Raw genomic sequence first — 24,282 nt, 5'->3', positions numbered from 1 at the left:
CGAGTTGCAGGTCCCTCCATGCACGGGTAGGCATGTGTGCATGGTTACTGCTGCTGCTTATGCCGCGACGTCCGCTGACGGTCCCCTCGAGAAGACCACTGTCGAACGCCGCGAGCTCGGTCCACTGGACATTCTCATCGACATCAAATTTGCCGGCATCTGCCATTCCGACATCCACACCGCTCGCAACGAGTGGGGCGGAGCGAAGTACCCGATCGTCCCCGGACACGAAATCGCCGGCGTCGTCGCCGCCGTGGGTTCCGATGTCACCAAGCACAAGGTCGGCGACCGAGTGGGCGTCGGCTGCTTCGTCGACTCGTGCGGGGAGTGCGACGCCTGCACCGCCGGTGAAGAGCAGTACTGCCGCAAGGGTGTGACGGGTACGTACAACGCCACCGGCCGCGACGGCGAGCGCACTCAGGGTGGCTACTCGACGCACATCGTCGTCACCGAGCACTTCGTGCTCTCGATCCCGGAGGGCATCGAACTCGACGTTGCAGCGCCGCTCCTGTGCGCGGGCATCACCTTGTACTCACCGCTGCGGCACTGGAATGCCGGCCCCGGCAAGAAGGTCGCCATCATCGGGTTCGGCGGCCTCGGTCACGTCGGTGTGAAGATCGCCAAGGCGCTCGGCGCGGAAGTCACCGTCCTGAGCCAGACGCTCGGCAAGAAGGAAGACGGCCTTCGTCTCGGTGCCGATCACTACTACGCGACCAACGACCGTGAGACGTTCAAGGCTCTTCGTGGCGAGTTCGACCTGATCCTCAACACGGTCTCGGTCAACCTCGACATCGACGCCTACATGTCCTTGCTCGCCATCAACGGCACTCTCGTCGAACTCGGCCTGCCCGAGAAGCCGATCGAAGTTCGAGCATTCTCGCTCGCCGCAAACCGTCGTAGCCTCGCCGGCTCCATGGTCGGCGGTATCCCGCAGACACAGGAGATGCTCGACTTCTGCGCCGAGCACGGCATCGGCGCAGAAATCGAACTGATCCCGGCGAGCGACATCAACGACGCTTACGAGCGCGTGATCAAGAGCGACGTCCGATACCGATTCGTGATCGACACCGCAACAATCTGACCCGCTCGGTCCTGCTCAGTCGAATTGTTCGCGGAGCTCAGTCGAGTTGCTCGCGAAGATTACTCAATGTCTTCGCGAGCAACCTCGACACGTGCATCTGGGACACACCGACTTTCTCGGCGATCTGTGTCTGCGTCAGATTTCCGAAGAATCTGAGCATCAACACCGTCCGCTCTCGCTCGGGCAGCTTGTCGAGAAGCGGACGCAACGCCTCGTGATTCTCGACGTTCTCGAGAGCTGCGTCGTAGTCACCGAGTGTCTCCACGAGCGGGAGATCGTCGGTGTGATTGGACGCGGCACCGTCGACCGAGACCGTCTGATACGCGTTGCCGGCGATCAAGGCCTGGGCAACTTCTTCGCGTTCGATCCCCAACGTCTCGGCCAACTCGTCGACGGTCGGCGCGTGCCCGAGCTGTTGTGACAGCTCGCTGATGGCCTGCCCGAGTTGGAAGTGCAACTCCTTCATCCGGCGGGGAACCCGCAATGCCCAACCGGTGTCGCGGAAGTGTCGTCGAACCTCGCCCATCACGGTGGGAACTGCGAACGAGACGAAATCGGATCCGCGCGTGGAATCGAAACGGTCGACGGCGTTGACCAGACCGAGACGCGCCACCTGAACCAGATCGTCGTGTGCCTCGCCACGACCGTCGAATCGTCTGGCGATGTGCTCGGCCAACGGTAGGCATCTGGTGATGAGTGCAGTGCGCACTCGTTCGTACTCCGGGCTGTGGGGCTCGAGGGTCCGCAGTTCCTCGAAAACTGGTATTACGTCCCGATATTCGTCGGTGGACCGCCGACGCGGGCGTGACGGGCCGTCTGCGGAAGCGGTCACAGGCGCCCGCTGAGGGCCTTGGTGAACTTCATGGTGGTGATGTAGCCGACGCCGCCGAGGTTCTCTTCCTGGTCGAGCGAAATCGAATCGGTGAGTTCGGTGAGGATGTGCCACCCGAACGAACGCTGACTGCTGTCCTCGTACTCCGTGGTCGTCGTGGACACGGACACGTGCAATTGCGGCGGCGTGAAGACGAACCGACACACCAGAACCGAATCAGGCGCAGCGCGAACGATCAGATGCGTACAGATTTCGTCCATGGCCAGTTTGATGTCGGCGATGGCGTCGAGGTCGAAGTTTTCCTGAATGGCAACGGTGGCGGCCAGTGCACGCAAAATCGACAGCTGATCGAGAGTCGCTTGAATCCTCAACTCCACAACTGGCTGAGTCTGATCCTGATCGGGCTCGAGTGCGCTGAGGTGTGCCATAAGTTCTCCGGATCGTCGTACCAGGGGTCGCGGTGAAGTCTGGTGCCGAGAACGATACCCATCCCGACCTTCACAGTGACCCCCGAACACGAAATTTGGTCGATGGTGGTGCCGGGGTAAACGACACGATTCTGCTCACGACCGTTGGCGATCGCAACATCGGATTACCTCGCGGAACCGCAGACCAAACCACATTTTTGTTCGGAACACCGAAACGAATGGTCGCAACGCACTTGTGACGTCCGTCATGCTGGCGTACTGTTTCAAACCGAGGTTGAGCACACAGCCGATGAGGGATTTATCCGTATTTCTGGAGACCCGTTCATCGTGCGTCTCCTTCGGAGGTCCCTTCTCTTTTGCAGAGTGTAAACCGTTGCGGGATGGGAGAACCATGACTGTTGTTCCAGGATCATCTATTTCAGGCTTTACGAACGCGGCGAAGGGATCGGTAGACTACGGACCTCCCGCGACCGGGACAGCGACCGCATCGTTTCACGCGCACCGCATCAGTGCACACACCGCTGTGATCAAAGTTCGTGGTGAGATCGATCTGATGAGCGCCAATGCTTTTCGTGACTTCTTGACGTATCACGTGGCCGCGGACCGGACGCTGGTCGTCGATCTATCCGAACTCGAATTCATGGGGACGTGCGGCTTGTCGGTGCTGTCGGTCCTGTCGACGCGATCACGCGACGTGGGCGGCACACTCGCGCTCGTCTGCGCCCGCCCGGTGCAAAGGTTGCTCAAAGCAGCTGGTCAGGAGTCGATGTTTGCCTGCTACGAGTCGCTCGATCATGCAATCGGACTCGAAGAGACCCGACGTTTCCCCGCTTGATCACGCAGTTTCAGTCCAAGCTTCGTGAAATCACCTTCGTGAATTCAGTTTCGTAGAGCCCGTCAGCGTCAGTGCACTTCACTTCGGTGAGTGCCCTTGTGTTGGCGGGCTCTCGGCGGTGCTGTGACGCAGCGGCCGTAGGTGCGGACCACTTCGGTGGCGACGTGATCCCACGAATACGATTCGCACGCTCGGGCCCGGCTCTGCCGTGCAAACGCCGCGCCTTCGTCCTCGTCGTCGAGAAGATGGCGGACTGCGCGCGCGGTTTCCACCGGGTTGTTGACCGGGACCCGACGCCCGGTGAGTCCGTCGATCACCGTATCCCGCAGTCCGCCAACAGGAGTCGCGACTACGGGAACTCCGCACGCCATTGCTTCCAGTGCCGCGATTCCGAACGGTTCGTATCGAGGGGTGCACACGAGGGCGTCGGCCGATCGCATCAGTTTCGGTAGTTGGCGGTGCGGAACCCGTCCCAACAATTGGACGCGATCTGCGACGCCGAGGCGCTCGGCGAGCTTGACCAAGCGGATCGCCACTTCGTCGGTGCTCAGTTGCGCGACGGGTGGCCCGCCGATCACCACCAACTCCGTATCCGGCAGCGAAGCCAGCGCGGCGACGGCAACATCGAAGCCCTTCTGCTCCACCAGTCTTCCGACGCAGATCAATCGATGCGGTGCGGTTTTCTTCGCGGCGGGTCCCTCCGGGGTGAATGCTTCGGTGTCCACGCCCGAGGGCACCATCGTGGTCCGTGATCGCGGTGATCCCTGCCGGACCAGATCGAAGATTTCGTCCGAACTGGTCGCGATGACATGGGTTGCGCCCCTGGCGATCAACGGTTCCAGGTGAGTCCGCTCCGAGGGGCTGTCGTCGGCTGCTCCGAGGTGGCGGTGCGCCGCAGATCCCAGGGAATGGAATGTCTGAAGTACGGGGATGCCGAGCGATCGGGTCGCGAGTTCCGTTGCCACACCGGACATCCAGAAGTGCGAGTGCACCACATCGGGTCGGTCGGTACTCCACTGAGTGCGCAGAATGCTGGCAAAGGTTCCCAGGTGAGGGAGGATGTCGGCATCCGGAAGAGCCTGCGTCGGGCCGGCCTCGAGATAGTCGACGGAGTACCCGGCGCGGGCGCGAACGCGGTCCGGCCCACCGACGTGGGCACGCCTGGTGAAGACGGTGACGTCGTGTCCGGCACGAACCAAGGCGGCAGACAGTTCGTCGACGTGCAGGTTCTGTGCACCGGCTGCCGAGCAGCCCACCGGTGCGAGTGGATCGGCGTTCACCGACACCATGGAGATCTTCAGCATTCGTCCGGGAGCCATAGCGGGCGAGTACTTCATCGGGTCCCCTCTCCACTTGATCGGTTCGTCTGGGGATACCCGGAGTCCGTGATCTGAACCGGGTTTCGACGCGGTCAGCGCTGGGCACATTCCAAACACGATGGCGAGGAGTGAGGTTCGATGACAGAACAAATGCTGGTCGACGCAACCGTCGGACTCGGGTTCGAGCGGTACGTACAACGGGTGGCGGTCGGTGTGGGGGCCGGCATCGAGCAGTGGTGTTGCAGGCGCGAGCACCCTCTGGAGGCTTACATCGCATTGGACCGAACTGTGCCGCGTTTCCCCGGGCGCGAGGTGGCTTTGCTGTGGGAGGAGACGTGCGGTTGGGCCCTGGCCGTGGAGACCAGATCAGGGGAGGACCTCATCGTTCTCGGATATCTGGGCGAACACGCAGTGCCGACCCCGGACGCCGTCGCCGATTTTGCCGCGACACTGGGCACGCGCAGCCCACACTGGGTCATGAACAGACCATTGGCGGATTCGGACGAGACCGCGCGAGAACTGCGGAGCTACTCCGGAAGTGCTTACGCCTGAACAGTATCGAGGTCCGATCGGCTCAGTTGACTACATCCAGGATGGGATCGAGAACCGGAGTCGCTGCAGCCTCGACGGCCGGATCGTCCATGAGCTTGAAAACGATGTGACCACCGAGGGCGCCACCGACACCGACCGCGGTGAGCCCCAGCACCGACAGCACTCGCGCCAGTGCGAGTGAGTCCTTTCCGCGTAGCCTGTACGACGCCGCAAAAGACCAGATCCCCACTGCATTCGACGCCGCGTGCACCAGCCCCACTCGGCGTGCGACGTCGCCACGTTCGGACCAGTCCAGCCATCCCGTCAGCAAAGCCGGCGGAGTCGAAACCAATCCGAGCCCGATCAGCCGTCGTGCAGTCTGCGGATCGCCTAGAACATCGAAGACCAACGAAGCCGTCCACGCGCCCGCGGGAATGGTCACGAGGGCAGGATGGATGGGATGCCCGACGGCGGCGCCGCGGAGAAGTGCGGCGACAGTGCGCGATCGGTCGGATCGCTCCGTGATCTCGAGGATTCTGCGCCTGAGGCCAGTGGACGGACCGTCCAGTCCGCGAGCGGATTCGATTCCGCGATAAAGAGTTCCGATGTCCATGTAATTCGGCTACCCGGCGTAGACGTCGGGAAACCTCGCGACGGCGGTGTCTTGTCGACCGTCATGCTCCGGCGTACGGTCGAAACGAAAGAGATCCGACCGGAGGAGCGAACGATGAAGCTCAATCTCTTTGCAGCGTGGGCGTCGTATTTCCTGGTGCTGGCCACAGTGGTCTGCCTCGGCAGTTTTCTGGTGGCGGCAGGTTCAGGCCAGGGTGGTTGGGCATTGATCGCCGGCCTCGCCGGCGTCGCGTGCATCGGCCTCGCGGTAGCCCTGTACGCCAGTACTGTGCGTCACGATCACAAAGTGCACCGCGAATCCCCACACCTGTTCTGATCGGGCCTGCTTCTGATCAAGACTGTGCGAGTCGTGCCTTCTCCACCTCGATGTCGAAGTCGGCAGGGGGCCAGTCGAGATCGAGCTTTTCCAGAGCGTCGATCAGTAGCTCCGTGACCGCAATGCGGCTGTACCACTTCCGATCACACGGCACGACGTACCACGGCGCGTGCTCGGTCGACGTCTTGTCGAGCATTGCCTGATAAGCCTGTTGATATGCAGGCCACAAACCGCGTTCGGTCACGTCGCCGGGGTTGTACTTCCAATACTTGTCCGGGCGGTCGAGACGTTCTTCGAGTCGCTTCTTCTGCTCGTCGAGCGAGACGAACATCGCGACTTTCACGATAGTGGTTCCGGCGTCGACGAGTTCCTTTTCGAACTGGTTGATCTCGTCGTAGCGCTTGCTCCAGACATCCTCCGGGACAAGATCGTGGACGCGCACTACCAGGACGTCCTCGTAGTGGGAGCGATCGAACACACCGAGATAGCCGCCGCGGGGGAGTTCCTTCTTGATCCGCCAAAGGTAGTGATGTTGCTTTTCCTCTTCGGTCGGGACGCCGAAGGCCGCGTGCTGAACTCCCGAAGGATCCACGTGACCGATCACGTGTCGGACCATGCCGCCCTTGCCTGCGGTGTCCATTCCTTGCAGAACCAGCAGGACTGAACGACTGTCCCCTGACCGGCCGTTGGCGTACAGCAACTCCTGCAGGTCGGACAGAACCGCGCCGCGCTCCTCGAGCAGACGTTCGCCGTCAGCTTTGTTTCCGGTGAATCCCGGAGTGCTGTTGCGATCGAGTTGATCGAGTTCGAACCCGGGCTCCGCCCGCAGGGTCTTGGCGGCCGGTGTTTCCCACAGCGAGTCTTGTGCCATGCCGAAAGAGTGCCACAGGATCGCGCCCGGCGGCTCGAAAGTTCGGTCTCGGGCGAGTCAGTCCTCGGCAGGCTTGACGAGGGGATGCGGAACCGACTTGAACTTGGCCGGTGATCCGTTGACCGCCGCTATGCCGGTGATGCCGCCCCACGTCATCATCGTGAGGTAGTCGATCAGCGATTCCGCGGACATCGACTTGTTGGAGATCCACCAGTGCGTCGCGAGCTGAATTCCGCCCACGATCCCGAACGCCCACGGCAGCGAACCGCCGGAATCCATCTCCATCTCGCGAAGACGATTGCCCAACACCGTGGAGAGCAATTCGGCGATCATGCGCTCGGAATCGGCAACGACGTCGCGGTTGGCGCCGGCGCCGTTGGCCATGACGTAGAGGTAGATGTCGGGGTCGGATGCCACCGTCTCGACGTATGCGGTGATGCTCGCCTGGGTGAGTTCGAAATCGTCGAGATCGCCACTGATCGCTTCGTAGATACGCGGCGACAGGATGGTCTCGACGTACCGCATCATCGTGGCGGTCGTGAGGTCGCTCTTGTCGGCGAAGTATCGGTAGAGCACGGTCTTGGAGACACCGATCTCGGACGCGATCTCGTCCATGCCGATCTCACGGCCGCGCGCGCGGATGGCGGCGATGGTGCCGTCGACGAGTTCCTCGCGGCGAGCGATCTTGTGCTCACGCCAACGACGCTTCCGACCGTCGGATTTCTCGGGCTTCGCATCAGCAACGACTGGGCCGTCTACCTGCTCGTTGTCCTGCACGGCATTCTTGGCCACGAGTCATCTCATATCTGTGGTGCGAGCCACGTCCGATCGGTCTACTTTCCGGTCCAGCTTAATGTCCGCGCCTTTATCTCGGGCACTCACATCCGCAGTTCGGGGGATTAGGTCCTGCAGAATCGGACTTCGTGTCGCTCGCGCTACGCCGCGTCACACCTTTCGGCACAATGGCGAGGGTGCAGCAACTGAGCCTCTCCGCCTTCGACGACGCCGCCAAGCGTCGGGACCTTCGCAAGATGAAGGTCTTCGCTACTGGCCTTCTGGGCTTCGCGACGGTGGTCTACATCTTCTGCCGGTGGCAGGAATCCCGCGGCGCCGGAGAGTGGGTCGGGTACGTCCGGGCCGCGTCCGAGGCGGGCATGGTCGGCGCGCTTGCCGACTGGTTTGCCGTCACCGCGCTCTTCCGTCATCCGATGGGCCTTCCCATCCCGCACACTGCCATCATCAAGCGTAAGAAAGACCAGCTCGGAGCCAGCCTGAGCTCATTCGTCGGTCAAAACTTCCTGGCTCCCGAGGTTGTGTCGGCCAAGGTGCAGCAGGCGCAGATTCCGCTGCGGCTCGGCACGTGGATGGCCGAACCTGCCAACGCCGCTCGCGTCGCCGCCGAGACGTCGACGGTCTTGCGCGGCATGGTCGAGGTTCTTCGCGACGAGGACATCGCCCAGATCATCGACAACACGATCGTGAAGCGTCTGGCCGAGCCCATGTGGGGACCGCCGATCGGCCGAGTGCTCGGTGAACTTCTCAAGGACAACAAGCAACTGCCGATCATCGAATTGCTTGCCGAGCGGGCACATCAGTGGGCTCTCGGCAGCCAGGAGACGATCGATCGTGTGATCGTTCGCGATTCGCCCGCGTGGTCGCCGAAGTTCGTCGACGCCATGCTGGGGGAGAAGATCTACAAGGAACTCGTCGAGTTCACCTGGAAGGTCCGTTCCAACCCCGAACACGAGGTACGCCTCGCCGCCAACCGCTTCCTGATCGACTTCGCCGATGATCTGCAGAACGACCCGGAGACCATCAAGAAGGCCGAGGGGATCAAGGCCGAGATCATGGGTCGCGAGGAAGTGACGGGTCTGGCGTCGTCGACATGGCAGGTTGCCAAGCGGCTCATCATGGAGTCCGTCGACGATCCGAACAGCACCCTGCGGACCAAGGTCGCCGAGAACGTCGCCGGCTTCGGAGTCAGGCTGCGTGACGACGAGTCCATGCGTGAGAAGGTCGACGGCTGGCTGGTGCAGGGCACCAAGTACATCGCGGAGAACTACACCGACGAGATCACTGGAGTCATCAGTGACACCGTCGAGCGGTGGGACGCCGACGAAGCGAGCCAGAAGATCGAGTTGCAGGTCGGTCGAGATCTTCAGTTCATCCGTATCAACGGCACCGTTGTGGGCTCGATCGCCGGACTGCTGATCTACACGATTTCGACGCTCATCTTCGGCTGAGCTGTCCGGTATGTGACGTCCACCACGAGTGCTAGCAGTAGTGCTTGCAATAGTTAGCACCCTCTCCTATTCTGGGAAATGTCCACTGGAAAGGGAGGACGCAATGCCAGCGAAGTCGACGAACTCCGATGACGGAGATCGTGAATCATCCGGTGCCGCAGCCGGAGCAAGCGACTTGGCAGCTCGCGTCGTCAGCTCTGCGGCACACGACATCGGGGGGTTCATTCGTGCACAGCGGGAAGCCGCCCAAGTTTCGATGCGCCAACTCGCTCAACTCGCCGGCGTCAGCAATCCGTATCTGAGTCAGATCGAACGCGGATTGCGCAAACCGTCGGCGGACGTACTGGCGCAAATCGCCAAGGGCCTTCGAGTCTCATCAGAAGTGCTGTACGTCCAAGCGGGATATCTCGAGCAACGCCCGCACAGTCCCATCAGGGACGCGGTGTTGGCCGAGACGGCCATCAACGAACGGCAGAAGCAAGTACTGCTCGAAATCTACGACTCGTTCTGTCGCGAGAACGAGTCGTCAAGACCAGCCGCAGCGCCCGATTTCGCTGAATCGGCCGCAATTCCAGACACCGAGACTTCACTAGGAGAACAAGATGACTGACAAGAACGCCATCGACAGCGTCAAGACCTCGCTCTACGCCGCCGTCGGCGCAGGCGACCTGGTTGTCCAGGCCGTGGCCGATGTAGTTGCTCAGGTTCGTGAGCGCGCCGAGAACACCCAGGGCGATGTCAACGGCCGTGTCGACGGTGCTCGCGAGAAGCTCGCTTCCGTCCAGGGTGACGTTGCCGAGAGCGTCGATGCGCTGCGCGAGCGTCTCGCCGGCCTGCCGTCCGAGCTGCCCGAAGAGCTTGCCGAGCTACGCGAGAAGTTCTCACCCGAGGAACTCCGCAAGGTCGCCGAGGCATACCTCAAGGTTGCCGGAGATCTGTACAACTCCCTCGCAGAACGTGGCGAAGACGCAGTCGAGCGCATCCGCAAGCAGCCCGCAGTCGAAGAAGGCATCGCTGCTGCAGAGTCGGCACTCGGCGACGCCGTCGAGCTGACCGAAGACGCACTCGGAACCGTTGCTCGTCAGACGCGCGCCGTGGGCGAGCAGGCTGCCAAGCTGGCCGGCCGCGCTGCCGGACGCATCTCCGACACCGCAGAAGAGGTCGGCGAGAAGATCTCTGACGCCGGTGAGAAGATCGCCGACGCAGGCGACGAGGCTGCACTGAAGGTCCTCGACCTCGGTGACCAGGCTGACGAGGCTTCCAAGGAAGCTGCCGCTCGCGTGACCGCTGCTGCTTCCGACGTCCAGGAGCGCGCGACCACCGCCGCGAAGAAGGCCGCTCCGGCCAAGGCTGCACCCGCCAAGGCTGCTCCGGCCAAGGCCACCGCACCGGCTCCGGCCAAGAAGGCTGCTCCGGCCAAGAAGGCCTGATTTGCCCAGCTCCACCTGACGAAGGCTCCCGCGCTCAGCCGAGTGTGGGAGCCTTCGTGTTCGTCGGGAACCGGATGAGAACTTAGGATGTAGTTGTGACTCAAGTCGATGGGCTAGTCGGTCTGATCTTTCTCGCACTCAAAGTGCTCGCATTGGTGGGTGCTGTCTACGCGATCGTTCATGCCGTCAGGCAGCGTCCTGACGCTTTCACCGCGGTCAACAAATTGACCAAGCCGATCTGGCTGGGAATTCTGATCGTCGCGGCGTTGATCCTCTTGGCGACGTCCCCTGTCGGGCTCCTGGGCATCATCGCGGTCGTTGCAGTGTGCGTGTATCTCGTCGACGTTCGCCCGCGGGTGGACGACATTCAGCACGGCGGTTCTCGCTGGTAGTTTGCCGCACTCCCGCTCATTCCGAGCCGTGGTTCCCGGCTCATGGTGTGCTGCCCCACTCTTCTCTCCAACGCTGACAACGGGCGTTGTTCGAGTGATAGTGTCGGTTAACGGCAGTCACACATAGATTGCATCCGTCTGTCGTCAGCAGCAGTCAGGGGTAAATGCATGTCCAGTCGTTCGCGCACCACAGAGCTTCGAGTACTGGCAGGCGCCGTCGGAGTGGGAGCACTCGTCGCGGCCGTCGCTGGGATCCGTCATCGGCGATCCACGCGAGGGTTGACTCTGTCGAGCGACGTCGAGCCCAATGCACTCCTGAAGACTCCGACGCTCAAAGCTGACATCAGCGAACTGACCACCGACGACGGTGCGATCATCAATGTCCGGGCTTACGGTCCCGTCGACGGCGATCCGATCGTTCTCAGTCACGGCTGGACGTGCTCCACCGAATTCTGGTACCCGCAGGTCAATGCGCTTGCCGGCGAATATCGCGTCATCACCTACGATCAGCGCGGTCATGGCCGCAGCACCGTCGGCAATCTTCCGCTCGGCCCGGACGTCCTTGCCGACGATCTCTCTGCAGTGCTGGCGGCCACGGTTCGCGAGGACAAGAAGGCCGTCATCGTCGGTCACAGCATGGGCGGGATGAGTATCATCGCCTGGGCGGGTCGTCACCCCGACGAGGTCAAGAAGTACGCGTCGGCGGTCATGCTCGCGAGCACCGCGAGCGAAAGGTTGATCGCCGAGACCACGGTCATCCCACTGCCTAATCGATTCCCTCGCGTGCCGGTCCCCGTGGGCCGCGCCATCCTCAGTTCGCCCGTTCCGTTCGTCTCCTCGGGCGCCATGACGAAGGCGATCCAGTACGTCTCGATGTCACCGAACGCGACCAAGGCCGAGATTCAGTTCTGCGAGAACATCGTTCGTGAGTGCAAGCCCCGCATCCGTGGAGGTTGGGGAGCAGCGCTGAGCACCCTCGACATTCACGAGGGACTCGACAATCTCGAAGTGCCGACCACCGTGCTCGTCGGTTCGCTCGATCGGCTCACTCCGCCGGTCCATGCGCGCAAGCTTGCGCAAGTCCTCGACGACGCCGGCAACCTCGAACGGTTGATCGTGTTGCCGGGCGTCGGTCACATGTCGTCGATCGAGAACATCGACGAGTTCGACAAGGAAATCGTGCGACTGCGCAATCTCTAGCGCAACGCAGCTCTAGCTGAAGACGACCGTCTTGCGCCCGTGGACCAGCACACGATCCTCGAGGTGCCAGCGCAGTCCGCGGGAGAGCACGAGCTTTTCGATGTCTCGACCCTGGCGGACCATGTCGGCGACATCGTCGGCGTGGTCCACACGGATCACGTCCTGCTCGATGATCGGACCGGCATCGAGTTCGGCGGTCACGTAGTGGCAGGTGGCGCCGATCAACTTCACGCCGCGGGCGAACGCCTGGTGATAGGGGCGGGCACCGATGAACGACGGCAAGAAGCTGTGGTGGATGTTGATCGCGCGCCCGGCCCAGTGCTCGCACAGTGATTCGGGCAGCACCTGCATGAATCGGGCAAGAACCACGGCGTCGGGATTGTGAGCGTCGACCAGGGCGCGGACCTTCTCGAAGGACGGTCCCCGTTCTGCCGGGTCCTTGGCGAACGGAACATGGTGGAAGTCGATCCCGTGGCGCTCGGTGACACTGCGCAGATCTTCGTGGTTTCCGATGACGGCGCTGATTTCTGCGGGGAGTTCCCCGCCCGCGGCGCGGCCAAGGAGGTCATGCAAGCAGTGACCTTCCTTGCTCACGAGCAACACGATCTTCTTGGGTGCGCCGGAGTCGTGAAGAGTCCACTCGGTTTCCGGACCGATCTCGGCCGCAACAGCTTTGAACCGTTCACGAAGCTCGTCGATGCTCATGCTCACCGACGATGCACGGACCGCCTGACGCGTGAAGAACCATCCGGTGTCGGCATCGGCGTGGTATGCAGCCTCCACGATCCATCCACCGACGTCGGTGAGAAAGGTCGAGATGCGTGCGACGATGCCCGTGGTGTCGGGGCAGCCGAGGGACAGAACATAGCGACGATCATCGATCGATGGTGCAGCGGTCATGCGGCCTAGTCTCTCAGGTGCGGCTGCAGCGACGGTCGTGTGGTGGTGTGCCAAGCTTTCCAACATGTCTGAAGCTGCACTCACTCGTTCCCAGGTTGCCGCGATGGTGGACCACACTCTCCTCAAACCCGAAGCCACCGCGGCCGATGTGACCGCCCTGATCGACGAAGCACGCAGCCTCGGTGTGCTGGCTGTCTGTGTCTCGCCGTCGATGTTGCCGATTCGCGCCGAGGGACTTGTGACGGCGGCCGTCGTCGGATTCCCGTCGGGGAAGCATCATTCGCTGGTCAAGGGTGCTGAAGCGCGACTGGCCGTCGATCAAGGCGCAGCCGAGATCGACATGGTCATCGACGTAGGAGCGGCGGTCGCCGGCGACTACAGCGCGGTGTTGGCCGATATCCTCACCGTCCGCGAGGCGATGGGGGAGAGTGCGATCCTCAAAGTGATCCTCGAAACCGCAGCGCTGTCCGACGAGGCCATCGTCGAATGTTGCCGCGCAGCTGTGCGTGCCGGAGCGAACTTCGTCAAGACCTCCACCGGCTTCCACCCCGCGGGTGGAGCGACGGTCGAGGCCGTCGCACTGATGGCGCAGACGGTCGGCCCGGGCGTGGGAGTCAAGGCCAGTGGCGGAATACGTACGACGCAGGCAGCGCTCGACATGATCGCGGCCGGCGCCACCCGCCTCGGACTATCCGGAAGTCGAGCAGTATTGGACGGTCTGGCCGACTAGGTCAGCAGGCCGCAGCTGTCCGGAACCGCCGAGGTGTTCTGGTTGTTCGCGTCGGCGACGGGCATGGCGTAAGCGCCGCCCTCCAACGAGATCTGGATAGCGTCGTCGGTGACGGTCAGCTTCGTGGGCTTCATGTCCAGCGGGTAGGTCTGCAGGCTGTCGGTGAGTGTCTGGACGATGCCGTCGACCAGATCGGTCGGCAGACCCAATCCGAGAATCTCGGCGCCGACGGTCTGGACGTCGACCACACCGTTGGTGACGGTGGGCTTGACCGTGAGCTTCGCGAGCCCGACCGGACCGACGTCGAACGCGAGTGTTCCGGCGCTCGAGTCGGCGGTGACGCCGGAGACGAGCCCGCCGAAGGTCTGTTCCTGCAAGGTGGCGAGAATGCCTGCGGTAGACCAGGTGACGTCGGCGCTGGAGCTGCCGATGGTGCCGCTGTTGCCCGCCGAGGGCTGCAAGTTGATGTCGTTCACCTTCGCGTGAACCTGCATTCCCGTTGCGGGGCCGAACGAAGAGTCGTCACTGTCGATGCTGATGTACGGCACCTTCTTGTCGACTGCCTGCAGGAGTACGGGCTTCCAGCTCAACCCGACGTCGACCTGGGATCCCAGTTCGCTCTGGAACTGATCGGCCATGCAGGTCTTCACCTGGTTGCGTACGTACAGTTCTCCACCGACGAGCGCCGCGACGAGTACGGCGATCACCACGAGAAGGATGATGAGCACTCGGTTGCGCGGACGAGGGTTGTTCGCTGCGACAGTCATTCGCCAGATTCTTCCCGACGAGTCTGAACGAACTCTGTGAATACGCACTTCCTCATTCCTGTGATGCGCGACACACTCGCCCGTAGTCTGTTCGAAACGGCGTTTTCGACGGTCACCGGAGGTGGTCATGGCTTCGGACTACGAATCACTCGAGCTGCTGGCGCTGCGACAGTGCGGATTTGTCACGGCTCTCCAGGCATCCGAACTGGGTTTCGGTCTGGCGTTGATGGAAGAAATGACGGAATCCGGAACATGGACATGTGAGTGCCGCGGGCTTTTTCGCCTCGAACGCGTCAGACATACCGCCTTGGACGAGTTCGCGAAGTGGTGCACGTGGTTCGCCGGTAGCGCCACCGTCTCGCACTACAGTGCCGCAGATCTGCATGGCCTCGGGCACCTCCAACCTCGCTTCATTCACCTCTCCGTTGCGCACCCTCTCGCGGCGCCGACCCGCCAGGTAGCACTGCACCGACTGCCGCTCGCGGACGACGAGTGTGAACAGATCGGGCCCATCCGCATCACCACGCCTTTGCGTACCGTGCACGACCTCGCTTCCGGTGGAATTTCTCAAGTCCTGCTCAACGAAGTAGTCGCCGATGCGGTCGCGATAGGTCGACTGGACGCGCACGAGCTGTATCTCTCGTGTGAGAACGCGAGCGTCGACGTTGCTGTTCGGGTCGAGTTGGCTCTGGCCGCAAGCCTGTAGCCGAGAGAGATCTTCGAGGCTCCTGCGACCTTCTGGCATCACGCCCGAAATCGAATATGACGCCGATATCAGAGATTTGTAAATCGCTATTTTCGGGCGACTGTTTTGTCTTTAGCGCAGGTAAGAACGCATCCAGATGTGCGGTTCGGGACGTTCAGCCCACTGTTACTGCAGTTCGGCGATGTCGCCGATGAACTAAATCTGCGAAAAGCGTAGTTACTTTACAGTCAATGGGATAACGTCACGGCATCGAAAGCAGACGGACGCTTGTCCTGGACGCCTGTCTGCCCCGTTGTCGAGAGGGATCTGGATGTCCGTGAGTGGTGTTCGTCGTGTTGTCGGTGGGTTGAGTGTTTTTGCTGTTTCTGCGGGCTTCGCGGTGGTTGCGGGTGTCGGGGTTGCTGGTGCGGCTCCGGTGACGGCGGAGGGAAATGTGCATGACTACAAGGTTGTGCGCACTGTCTCGAACGGAACTCCCAATGAGGGGGAGACGATTACGGTGAAGTCGGTGCTGACTCGTACGGGGACTCTCGAGTACCTTCAGCAGGTCAAAGATGTTCATCCGGATTGTCTTACCTACGTTACTGATTCGGCCAAGGTTGACGGTTCGGTGATCGGTCGCAATGACGTCGAGGTTCGTTCTGATTATGCGAAGATCTCGGGTAGTTGGGCGGTGTACTGGAACGGCGGTTTGATCAATCCGAAGTTCCGGACGGTTGAGTTCAGTTACACGGTCGGCGCGGGGTGTGCTCGTGATGTGGATTTGATGACCGAGTTGCATGTCAGTGGGACATTGGGTTCGGGTCAACTCAAGGGTGTCGGTCCGTCGGTGAGGGTTCAGAAGAACGTCTCGACGACGGCACTTGCTCCCGTCGGTGGCGCTCAGGTGGGGCAACCGGTGACGTTGAGTGCGACGGTGACCGGTGGTGCCGACGGTGATTCGGTGGAGTTCTTCGACGGCGCCACCAAGATCGGTGCGGGCGCGCTCGGTAATGGTGTTGCAACACTTGCCTGGACACCGGCTGACGTCCGAACCCACAGCGTGACGGCCAAGTATCTCGGTAATGCAAAGGTGGCGACCTCCACGTCGTCGGCTGTCGACGTCGTCGTGTCCGAAGCGGACAAGAGCACTGCAACCGCGATCACCGGTCCCGCAAGTGCAGTTGCAGGTGAGTCCGTGACCGTCGAGGCTACGGTGTCGCCTACTCCGGCGGGTGGCACGGTGCAGTTCAAAGACGGTGCAACCGACCTCGGCGGCGCCGTTACCGTCGATGCCAACGGCAAGGCCTCGCTGACGAATTCCTATGCAGAAGGCGCGCATTCGATCGTGGCGGTGTACTCCGGTTCCGGTGTCTACCAGACTTCGACGTCAGCGCCGCATGCGCTGACAGTCGCTCCGGTGGTGGTCGAGGAGAACACAACGACTACCCTCGTCGGCCCGTCGACAGGTTCGACAGGGGAGGCCTTGTCGTTCACTGCCTCCGTCTCGACCGGTGCTGCAGGCGGAACCGTGCAGTTCAAGGAAGGTGGCAGGGATCTGGGATCCCCGGTTCCCGTGGATGCCTCAGGTAAGGCAACAACCACGCCGACCTTCAACGTGGCGGGCGAGTACAGCATCACCGCAGTGTTCTCGGGCTCGGGCAACTACTTGGGTTCGACATCGAACGCCCAGACCGTGAACGTCAAGGCGCCGGCTCCCACCGACCAGCAGACCCAGACGGTCTTGACCGTTCCGGCGGATGCAAAAACCGGTACGGCAGTTGGTCTGTCCGTAACCGTTACGCCGACGCCGGTGGGCGGCACAGTGCAGTTCAAGGACGGCTCGGGCAATCTCGGCTCGCCGGTGCCGGTCGTCGAGGGCAAGGCGTCGATCATGCACGAGTTCGCGAGCGTCGGTACGCACGACATCACGGCCGTCTACTCGGGTGCAACAGGATTCCTCACCTCTACCTCGGCCGCTCAGTCGGTTTCGGTCACGGCTCCGGCCGCGGAGGATCAGGAAACGTCCATCACCGTGAGCGCTCCGGCGTCAGCGGTCAAGGGCGCGAAGGTCGATCTTGTTGCGGCAGTGGTACCTACGCTCAGCGCAGGAACGGTCCAGTTCATGGACGGAACCACCCCGATCGGTGGACCGGTTGCGGTGGTGAACGGTAAGGCCACGCTCTCGCACACCTTCACTGAACTCGGAGATCGCCGAATCACCGCGGTGTTCAGTGGAACTGACGGCTATCTCGGTTCCGAGACCCAGGCCGCAGTCACCGTCAAGGTGACGGCAGCGTCCGACGGCGGCGATCCCGGCAACGGCGGTAGTTCGACCGGTTCACTGGGAAGCCTGGAAAACATCTTCGGGTCCTAGCCCGACGCCTGCACACAGACGCCTCGCCGCGGAGAACACCTCCGCGGCGGGGCGTTTCCCGTCTGTGAGTTCAGGGATTCGGCGCTACGACGTGCCAGGGCACGGTCAGGATGCAGTCACGAAGACGTCGCCGCGCGGGCTGCACGGGAATTCCTTGCGCCCGAAGAATTTCCAATGCGGCAGCCCAACGATGGCGAGGTCCGAACGAGGCGTGCGGCGCGGCGGTGGCCCAGGCTCGATCGGCCGCGCTGAGCAACGCGTGGATCGGCTCACCGGGAACGTTGCGGTGGATGAGAGCCTTCGGGAGACGTTCCGCGATGTCGGAAGGGCGCTCGATGTCGAAGGGATCCCAGGCCAGTGTCAGGGTCAATGGACGATCAGCGTCGAGAAGCACCCAGGCGCAACGTCTCCCGAGTTCGTCGCAGGTTCCGTCGAGTAGCAGCCCGCCCGGTGCGAGACCGGACTGAATGTGTGCCCACGCAGAGTCCACAGCCTCCTCCGGGTACTGCCGGAGCACGTTGAAGGCGCGTACGAAGACGGGTGTGAGACCGGCAAGTTCGAATCCACCACGGGCGAAGCTGACACCGTCACGACTCTCGACCACGCGGGCGGGGTCGATCTCGAGCCCGATGACGCGTCGATCCCGCCGGACAGCGGTGAGGCGGCTTGCCATCTCGAAGGTGGTGTCCGGCCTCGCCCCGTACCCGAGGTCGACGATCAACGGATCGGTCGCGTTGTTCAGGGCGTGCGCGATAGTGCGGTTGTGCACGATCCACCGGTCACTACGTCGCAGTCTGTTGATTCCCGTCGTGCCACGGGTGATGACCCCCTCGATCTTCGGGGGTGGAGCTTTCTTCACGCCGGGTTCAGCGTGCGGCGAGCCAGGTCGCGGTGACCTGGGCTTCGGTGCGGAACAGGTCTACGAGGTTGATGAGCATCAGTTGCTCCAACTTCGCGCCGATGAACGGTATGAAGACCTTGGCCTCGGACGTGGTTCGCAGCGTGGACCCGGTATCGGTCGCGAACAACTCCATGGTGCCGGACAAACTCCCCGGCCCGGCCGGGATGGACGCTTCGTACGTTCCGGTCACGGTGTCACCGAAGGCGCCGTACGACTCCTTACGAGTGATGACAAGATCCTTCTTCATCACTGTCTGAGCGATGTCAGGCAAATCCGTGCGCGGAAGAATGTGGTGGAGCACGAGATCGATTCCGGAATCGGTGACCTCGAAATGTTCCACATGGTTCTCGGAATGCTTGCGCATCTCCTCGACACGGGCCTCCCAGTACGAGCGGTCCGCCAGCGCCGCATAGACCTGCTCGGGGGAGTGCTGATAGCGGGCGGAGTAGTCGATGCGGCGAGCCATGATCGGAAAGAATACCGGTTACACGCTGTGACAAGCCAAATCGGCTGTATCCACAACTGCCGCCGCCCGCAGGGTTTTACTTCGTGATCCACTCCCGGGTGAAATCCTGTTCGGCTTGGATGAGCCGGACAACCTCGTCGACAATCGCACTTTCGATCTTTCCGCCGAGGAACGGGATCTTGACCTCGACCTCACCGTCGATCTCGAGAGTGGCGGAGTTCTCGTCACCTGTCAGCACCTGCGTGCCCTCGACACGGGCGGGAACGCCGTCGACGTGGGCGGAGAAGGTGCCGGTGGCCTTGCCGTCCTTGAAAGGCGCCATCGTTTCACTGCGCTTGATGACGATGTCGCCGTTGACGACTTTCGACACCATGCTGGGGAGATGCTCTGCGGCAATGATCTGCGACATCGTGACCGCGACGGTCTCGTCGCGAACGGTCAGCTCTTCGATCGTTGCGCCGGGACCACCGACAGCGACGATTCGGTCGCGCCAGTACTGCTCGGAGGTCACCGCCTCATGGACCTTCTCGGCGGGGACTGTGTACTTCGACGAATGCTCGATGCGACGGCTCACGATTGTGGAGGCTACCGTTTATCGATGTGTGGGACGTAACCATTGGCAGACGCGTCGTGGAATCAGGCGCTTTCGTGTCCGAGAACGTTGACTTGTCGGGATTGACGACGCTCCGAATCGGGGGACCGGCGCGGCTGCTCGCCGAATGTCCGACGACGCAGTCGTTGATCGACGTCGTGACGCTGCTCGATCGCGAGCAGATCCCGACGCTGATTCTCGCCGGCGGATCCAATCTCGTGATCTCCGACTCGGGATTCGACGGAGTTGTCGTTCGTGTGGCCAACACCACCGTGAGCCTCGACACGGACCGCGTCGTTGCCGAAGCGGGTGCCGTGTGGGACGAAGTAGTCGGTCAATCGGTCGCCGCGGAACTGGGTGGCCTCGAGTGCCTGTCCGGGATTCCGGGCTCGACCGGTGCGACGCCGGTGCAGAACGTCGGCGCGTACGGCGTCGAGGTGGGCTCGCGGCTCCGGCGGGTTCAATTGCTCGACCGACGCAGTAGCGAAGTGTCGTGGGTCGAACCGTCGAAACTCGAATTGGGTTACCGGTCGAGCGTCCTCAAGCATTCCGATGCAGCAGTGGTTCTCGCCGTCGAATTCGATGCGTCGACCGACGGACTGAGTGCCCCGCTCGCGTACCGCGAACTGTTCACCGCACTCGGGGCCGAAGAAGGCGAGCGGTTACCTGCGTCGCAGGTCCGCGAGGCAGTTCTGGGACTTCGGACGGGTAAGGCGATGGTGCTCGATCCGTACGACCACGACACCTGGAGCGCGGGTTCCTTCTTCACCAACCCCGTGGTGCCGGACGACAAGCTGCCCGCCGTGCTCGGAGCAATAACCGAACAGCTCGGAGACGTCACAGTGCCGCAGTTCCCGGGCAGCGGTGGAACCAAGCTCTCGGCCGGATGGTTGATCGAACGGGCCGGATTCTCGAAGGGTTATCCCGGTGAAGATGCACCGGCCAGGCTGTCGACCAAACACACCTTGGCGTTGACCAACAGAGGGTCGGCAACGAGCGCGGATGTGGTCTCGCTCGCGCGGACAGTACGCGACGGCGTCGAAGCCGCGTTCGGTGTCCACCTGGAACCGGAACCGGTAACTGTGGGCTGCACCGTCTGACTCCTGACAGAGCCCGCAGGTAGCCTGTTGAAGTGCATGAGCTGGGTGGTAGGAGAAGTCGTTCGCGTCTTGTTGCGTTGGTAGCTGTATTGCTCGCTGTGATGGTGGCCGTCGTCGGCTGCACGATCGGCGGCAAGGACGGACAGGGCGGCGCGGCGGCCGCCGAACCAGCACCGGTGGCGACTGTGGTGTCGACGCCGGCGCCCGGCACCAAAGATGTCAGCCCGGTCGCTCCCGTCTCGGTGGCGGTGACCCAGGGAACGCTGTCCGACGTCAGCCTCAGCAACGCAGCCGGTAAAGCCGTTGCAGGACAATTGTCGCCTGACAAGACATCGTTCACCGTCAGTGAGGCACTCGGCTACGGCACCACGTATTCGTGGTCGGGCTCGGCAACCGGGACCGACGGTAAATCCGTGCCAGTCCAAGGGAGCTTTACGACGGTTGCCCCGGAGTCGACCACCGGCGCCACCCTCAACATCGCCGACGGCCAAGAAGTTGGCATCGCGGCACCGATCACGTTGCAGTTCGACAACTCCGTCGTCGACAAGGCGGCCGTCGAGAAGGCACTTGTCGTGACCACCGTTCCGCCCACCGCCGGATCGTGGGCTTGGCTGGCCGACGACAACGGCGGATCGCGGGCCCATTGGCGTCCGGCCGATTACTGGGTGCCGGGCACGACTGTCCATCTGGACGCCAAGCTCTACGGCTTGAACTTCGGCGGTGGCGCCTTCGGCGACCAGGATCTCACGCTCGACTTCACGATCGGTCGTAGCCAGATCGTGAAGGCGAATGCGCCGAGCCACCGCATGCAGGTGGTGCGCGACGGTCAGACGATCATGGACATTCCCGTCAGCTACGGCGAGGGAAACGAACCTCGCAACGTCACGCGCAGCGGCATTCACATGGTGACGGAGAAGTACGAAGACTTCATGATGTCCAATCCGCCGTTCTACGAGAACGTGCGTGAGCGTTGGGCGGTGCGCATCTCCAACAACGGCGAATTCATCCACGCCAATCCTGAGACCACCGGGGTGCAGGGCTCGTCGAACGTCACGAACGGTTGCATCAACCTGTCGACATCCGACGCGCAGGAATACTTCGGAACGGCCCTCTACGGTGACCCCGTCGAGGTGACCGGCACGTCGATCGACCTGTCTCCTGCGGACGGCGACATCTACGACTGGGCAATCGATCTGCCGACCTGGAAGTCGATGTCGGCACTGCCGTAACTCTGTACTGCGGTAAATCCGTGGATGAGGGAACCGTCCGGGCTCTGCTTGCGTCTGTACAGGTAAGTGCTGTCGGCTCGGGGGAGTCCGACGGGGGTTTTCGACTTCAGGGGGACAGCGGTGGGCATTCCATTTCTGGAAGACGTGCTGGGAAGAATCTCCGAAGCGACGCAGGCCGTGCCTCCCGGCGTGGCGGCATTGCCAGTTGTCGGCACTCCCATCGCGAGCGCAATCGCTACATCTGCTCTGGTGCAATCCATAACCGACGACCGCGGCGCGTTCGACGACGAGATGGCTGCTGCGACCGTCGACGCCAATGTGGAGCGCGCACGAGCCTGGGGTGAGCGCGATGCCCTCACCGCTCAGACGTCGTCGCTCGAGTACAGCGAACACGCAATCGTGGACGACGATCCGTTCGATGCGATGTCGCACTCCGAAATCTTCGACCACGTCAACGAGATGAATCCGGCAACCCTGAGTGCGATCGGTGAGGCTTGGAAGGCCATTGCAGGCCGGGTCGAAGCCGGCATCGGGAAGTTCCAGAACGACGTGAACGGTGCGATCACCGAAGGCTGGCAGGGGCGCGGCGGCTCGGCTGCGCTGGAAGCAGTGCTGGCCTACTCGGCTGATGCGGGTGAGCTGAAGGTGCGGGTCGATCTGATCTCGAACAAGATCGAAGAGGCGAAGATCGCACTCGACGAGGCAAAACGCTCGATTCCGGCACCCGACGGCGCCTCGACGGTCGAGAGGTTTCTCAGCATGGTTCCCGGGGCTACATGGAAGCAGGCCCAATACGAAGCGGAAGAAGCCGAACGTCAAGCGCGCCAGGTGATGAAGGACGTGTATCTGCCGTCCATGAAGCGTGCGGACGATCAGGTGCCGATCCTCCCGGCCGCATTCAATCCGGTCACCGGCGGTGGAGGGGCTGGAAGTGGCGGGGCTGGAAGTGGCGGTGCATTCGGTGGTGGTGGTGCCGACGGCGGGAACTTTTCGGGTCCAGGAAACGGGCTCGGCACGCCATCTACATCGGGTGGCGGAGTCGGTGGGGGAGCGGACGGTGGAAACTCCGGCGGTGCAAACCCGGCCGGAGACGGTTCCGGTCAGAATCTATCCGGCACCGATTCCGGAAATGGTGACAACCGTAGCGGCGTTGATGCCCAAGGGAATCCGAACGTCGATGCAGTTCGATCCGGAACCGATTCCGACCCGGCCGGGACCACGGCGGCACATGCCGGTCCACTGTCCGCCGGTGCAGCGCCAGATGGCCTAGCTCGTGCAACTCCGAATGGCGCTCAGCTTGGTTCCGGAACGCCGTCAGGCCTGGTAGGTAGCGGTTCGGGTGGTGGTCCTGCTGGTGGAATCGGTACCGGAGGCTTCGGGCCAGGCGGAACCGGAGTCGGAGCCCTCGGCCCTGGCGGCGTGGGCGGCCTCGCCAATGGCGGGCGTGGGGGCGTCAACGGAACTGGCGGTACCTCGGCGACGGGCGCGCAGAGCGGTCGGGGCGCGATGGGTGGCGTCGGCGGCATGGCACCGGGACGAGGGCAAGGGCAAGACGAAGACAACGTTCACGACACCCCCGGCTACCTCGTCACAGTCGAGAACGGCAATGCCCTGGTCGGCGACCTACCGATGGTCTCCCCGGCGGTGCTGGGCGAATGACCACCATGCAGTGGCAGTTCACCGGCCTCGAATTCCAGATTCTCTGGGAAGCGGTCGGACGTGACCGACTCCCGTACCCGCTGCGGTTTCGTCCGACGGCCGAAACCATGAACGAGCTGACAGAAGAGCGACGTCGAGCGGGAGCACACCTGGCTTGGTTGCTCGACGATCGGCTGCATCACGTTCTCGGTGCTCTTGCGAATCCTGATGCTCGCGTTGAGGTTTCCGGTTTTCACGGGCAGAACATGAGTACGGTGACGCGATTGCACGGCGTTGTTGCCGGCGACCTGGGGGTGCTCCTGACTCAACTGCCCGGCAGAACTGTCGACTGTGGCTCCGACGTGGTTTTCACCGTGGTACGCCCATCGGCAATTCCACGGATGCTCGTCGATCACCTGCCGACCTGCCCCGCTGGATCGGAGCGTGGTGTGAGCATCGAAAGGCCGAAAACTTCCGGTAGAGCGAGCTTTCTGAGCAGTGCTGCCGGTGCGCGCGGGAGCGAGGAAGTGAGCAGATTCTTCGGCCGAGAGCGGACCTCGATAGGTGAAGTCACCACATACCCGGGAGGAGCGCTGGACAGCAGACCGACAGACGACGGAATAACGTTCCACTGGTACGACTATGCCGGAGATGGTCGGTACATCGCCACCGCTGGTGAAACCGTAAGTGCCCGTAGCGCTTCCACGGAAATGACGGAGGCCGAGATTGCACGCAATCTCGGCCTCGTCCTGCACCGGGTGATTCGCACTGGTTAGTCAGAACGAT

At 62.5% G+C, this 24,282-nt stretch carries 27 protein-coding genes; 16 read left to right on the top strand and 11 right to left on the bottom strand.

Annotated features, from left to right (window positions below; genetic code table 11):
* Nucleotides 1–40 precede the first annotated feature (40 nt).
* Entirely contained in the window at nt 41–1,081 is a 1,041-nt protein-coding gene (locus ASU23_RS14945) for an NAD(P)-dependent alcohol dehydrogenase (RefSeq protein ID WP_042452947.1), read from the top strand.
* A 37-nt stretch (nt 1,082–1,118) separates the two neighbouring features.
* On the opposite strand, the gene ASU23_RS14940 is transcribed toward ASU23_RS14945, so the two are convergent.
* Both ASU23_RS14940 and ASU23_RS14935 read right to left on the bottom strand, forming a co-directional pair.
* Nucleotides 1,119–1,913 (bottom strand): RNA polymerase sigma factor SigF, encoded by a 795-nt coding sequence (locus tag ASU23_RS14940; protein ID WP_003941515.1) that lies wholly within the window; start codon nt 1,911–1,913, stop codon nt 1,119–1,121.
* Nucleotides 1,910–2,341: an ATP-binding protein gene (locus tag ASU23_RS14935; protein ID WP_003941553.1), complete on the bottom strand. Its 432-nt coding sequence runs from the start codon at nt 2,339–2,341 to the stop codon at nt 1,910–1,912. The genes ASU23_RS14940 and ASU23_RS14935 overlap by 4 nt, the downstream gene beginning before the upstream one ends.
* Before the next feature lie 391 nt (nt 2,342–2,732).
* Between ASU23_RS14935 and ASU23_RS14925 the strand changes: the two genes are divergently transcribed.
* Nucleotides 2,733–3,176 carry an STAS domain-containing protein gene (locus tag ASU23_RS14925; RefSeq protein WP_007735372.1) on the top strand — a complete coding sequence of 148 codons (444 nt, stop codon included), beginning with the start codon at nt 2,733–2,735 and terminating at the stop codon, nt 3,174–3,176.
* Between the two features lie 68 nt (nt 3,177–3,244).
* Here the strand turns inward: ASU23_RS14925 and ASU23_RS14920 are convergent, their stop codons facing one another.
* Nucleotides 3,245–4,513: a glycosyltransferase gene (locus tag ASU23_RS14920; protein WP_058038184.1), complete on the bottom strand. Its 1,269-nt coding sequence runs from the start codon at nt 4,511–4,513 to the stop codon at nt 3,245–3,247.
* A 120-nt stretch (nt 4,514–4,633) separates the two neighbouring features.
* Here ASU23_RS14920 and ASU23_RS14915 point away from each other — a divergent pair, with 120 nt between their 5' ends.
* Complete coding sequence (locus ASU23_RS14915) at nt 4,634–5,047, top strand: DUF6292 family protein (RefSeq protein WP_003941464.1); 414 nt, start codon at nt 4,634–4,636, stop codon at nt 5,045–5,047.
* Between the two features lie 22 nt (nt 5,048–5,069).
* Here ASU23_RS14915 and ASU23_RS14910 read toward each other — a convergent pair whose 3' ends face one another.
* On the bottom strand, nt 5,070–5,639 hold the full coding sequence (locus ASU23_RS14910; protein WP_003941554.1) for a DUF2231 domain-containing protein: 570 nt from the start codon (nt 5,637–5,639) through the stop codon (nt 5,070–5,072).
* Nucleotides 5,640–5,753: 114 nt separating this feature from the next.
* Here ASU23_RS14910 and ASU23_RS14905 point away from each other — a divergent pair, with 114 nt between their 5' ends.
* Complete coding sequence (locus ASU23_RS14905) at nt 5,754–5,975, top strand: hypothetical protein (protein WP_039973486.1); 222 nt, start codon at nt 5,754–5,756, stop codon at nt 5,973–5,975.
* A 16-nt stretch (nt 5,976–5,991) separates the two neighbouring features.
* On the opposite strand, the gene ASU23_RS14900 is transcribed toward ASU23_RS14905, so the two are convergent.
* Together ASU23_RS14900 and ASU23_RS14895 are read right to left on the bottom strand one after the other, a co-directional pair.
* Nucleotides 5,992–6,846: a polyphosphate kinase 2 family protein gene (locus tag ASU23_RS14900; RefSeq protein WP_047268875.1), complete on the bottom strand. Its 855-nt coding sequence runs from the start codon at nt 6,844–6,846 to the stop codon at nt 5,992–5,994.
* A gap of 57 nt (nt 6,847–6,903) precedes the next feature.
* The gene (locus tag ASU23_RS14895) at nt 6,904–7,623 is read right to left on the bottom strand and encodes a TetR/AcrR family transcriptional regulator (RefSeq protein ID WP_020906745.1); all 720 of its coding nucleotides are present in this window, start codon (nt 7,621–7,623) and stop codon (nt 6,904–6,906) included.
* A gap of 185 nt (nt 7,624–7,808) precedes the next feature.
* On the opposite strand from ASU23_RS14895, the gene ASU23_RS14890 reads away from it, so the two are divergent.
* The 5 genes from ASU23_RS14890 (at nt 7,809) to ASU23_RS14870 (ending at nt 12,111) form a co-directional block, all read left to right on the top strand.
* On the top strand, nt 7,809–9,089 hold the full coding sequence (locus tag ASU23_RS14890) for a DUF445 domain-containing protein (RefSeq protein ID WP_020968906.1): 1,281 nt from the start codon (nt 7,809–7,811) through the stop codon (nt 9,087–9,089).
* 103 nt (nt 9,090–9,192) lie between these two features.
* Nucleotides 9,193–9,699 carry a helix-turn-helix domain-containing protein gene (locus ASU23_RS14885; RefSeq protein WP_003941483.1) on the top strand — a complete coding sequence of 169 codons (507 nt, stop codon included), beginning with the start codon at nt 9,193–9,195 and terminating at the stop codon, nt 9,697–9,699.
* Nucleotides 9,692–10,519, top strand: a complete 828-nt coding sequence (locus ASU23_RS14880) for a heparin-binding hemagglutinin (protein ID WP_003941552.1) — start codon at nt 9,692–9,694, stop codon at nt 10,517–10,519. Before ASU23_RS14885 ends, ASU23_RS14880 begins: the two co-directional genes overlap by 8 nt.
* A 95-nt stretch (nt 10,520–10,614) precedes the next feature.
* On the top strand, nt 10,615–10,911 hold the full coding sequence (locus ASU23_RS14875; protein WP_003941505.1) for a DUF2516 family protein: 297 nt from the start codon (nt 10,615–10,617) through the stop codon (nt 10,909–10,911).
* A 168-nt stretch (nt 10,912–11,079) separates the two neighbouring features.
* Entirely contained in the window at nt 11,080–12,111 is a 1,032-nt protein-coding gene (locus tag ASU23_RS14870; protein ID WP_021333908.1) for an alpha/beta fold hydrolase, read from the top strand.
* Nucleotides 12,112–12,123: 12 nt separating this feature from the next.
* Here the strand turns inward: ASU23_RS14870 and purU are convergent, their stop codons facing one another.
* On the bottom strand, nt 12,124–13,011 hold the full coding sequence (gene purU, locus ASU23_RS14865) for a formyltetrahydrofolate deformylase (RefSeq protein WP_003941509.1): 888 nt from the start codon (nt 13,009–13,011) through the stop codon (nt 12,124–12,126).
* Nucleotides 13,012–13,075: 64 nt separating this feature from the next.
* Here purU and deoC point away from each other — a divergent pair, with 64 nt between their 5' ends.
* Complete coding sequence (deoC, locus tag ASU23_RS14860; protein ID WP_047268935.1) at nt 13,076–13,741, top strand: deoxyribose-phosphate aldolase; 666 nt, start codon at nt 13,076–13,078, stop codon at nt 13,739–13,741.
* Here deoC and ASU23_RS14855 read toward each other — a convergent pair.
* Nucleotides 13,738–14,508, bottom strand: a complete 771-nt coding sequence (locus ASU23_RS14855; protein ID WP_007735358.1) for a DUF2993 domain-containing protein — start codon at nt 14,506–14,508, stop codon at nt 13,738–13,740. The genes deoC and ASU23_RS14855 overlap by 4 nt on opposite strands.
* A gap of 127 nt (nt 14,509–14,635) precedes the next feature.
* Between ASU23_RS14855 and ASU23_RS14850 the strand changes: the two genes are divergently transcribed.
* Together ASU23_RS14850 and ASU23_RS14845 are read left to right on the top strand one after the other, a co-directional pair.
* Entirely contained in the window at nt 14,636–15,214 is a 579-nt protein-coding gene (locus ASU23_RS14850; protein WP_003941523.1) for a hypothetical protein, read from the top strand.
* Nucleotides 15,215–15,524: 310 nt separating this feature from the next.
* Nucleotides 15,525–17,570, top strand: a complete 2,046-nt coding sequence (locus ASU23_RS14845; protein WP_058038166.1) for an Ig-like domain-containing protein — start codon at nt 15,525–15,527, stop codon at nt 17,568–17,570.
* 70 nt (nt 17,571–17,640) lie between these two features.
* Here the strand turns inward: ASU23_RS14845 and ASU23_RS14840 are convergent, their stop codons facing one another.
* From ASU23_RS14840 to ASU23_RS14830, 3 genes are all read right to left on the bottom strand, one after another.
* Complete coding sequence (locus ASU23_RS14840) at nt 17,641–18,429, bottom strand: hypothetical protein (protein WP_007735354.1); 789 nt, start codon at nt 18,427–18,429, stop codon at nt 17,641–17,643.
* A gap of 7 nt (nt 18,430–18,436) precedes the next feature.
* Complete coding sequence (locus ASU23_RS14835) at nt 18,437–18,937, bottom strand: DUF2505 domain-containing protein (protein WP_007735352.1); 501 nt, start codon at nt 18,935–18,937, stop codon at nt 18,437–18,439.
* Nucleotides 18,938–19,013: 76 nt separating this feature from the next.
* Nucleotides 19,014–19,511 (bottom strand): DUF2505 domain-containing protein, encoded by a 498-nt coding sequence (locus ASU23_RS14830; protein ID WP_042452956.1) that lies wholly within the window; start codon nt 19,509–19,511, stop codon nt 19,014–19,016.
* 74 nt (nt 19,512–19,585) lie between these two features.
* Here ASU23_RS14830 and ASU23_RS14825 point away from each other — a divergent pair, with 74 nt between their 5' ends.
* From ASU23_RS14825 to ASU23_RS14810, 4 genes are all read left to right on the top strand, one after another.
* Nucleotides 19,586–20,629: a UDP-N-acetylmuramate dehydrogenase gene (locus ASU23_RS14825; protein ID WP_058038183.1), complete on the top strand. Its 1,044-nt coding sequence runs from the start codon at nt 19,586–19,588 to the stop codon at nt 20,627–20,629.
* A gap of 32 nt (nt 20,630–20,661) precedes the next feature.
* Complete coding sequence (locus ASU23_RS14820; protein ID WP_058038165.1) at nt 20,662–21,858, top strand: Ig-like domain-containing protein; 1,197 nt, start codon at nt 20,662–20,664, stop codon at nt 21,856–21,858.
* Nucleotides 21,859–21,978: 120 nt separating this feature from the next.
* Entirely contained in the window at nt 21,979–23,517 is a 1,539-nt protein-coding gene (locus ASU23_RS14815) for a hypothetical protein (RefSeq protein WP_058038164.1), read from the top strand.
* Nucleotides 23,514–24,272, top strand: a complete 759-nt coding sequence (locus ASU23_RS14810; RefSeq protein ID WP_058038163.1) for an ESX secretion-associated protein EspG — start codon at nt 23,514–23,516, stop codon at nt 24,270–24,272. Before ASU23_RS14815 ends, ASU23_RS14810 begins: the two co-directional genes overlap by 4 nt.
* Nucleotides 24,273–24,282: the final 10 nt, after the last annotated feature.

It is taken from the genome of Rhodococcus sp. KB6, assembly GCF_001445685.1.
GTDB lineage: Bacteria > Actinomycetota > Actinomycetes > Mycobacteriales > Mycobacteriaceae > Rhodococcus_F > Rhodococcus_F qingshengii.
Note: the sequence above shows the minus strand (reverse complement) of the source record. Positions and strands in the feature narration are given on the sequence as shown.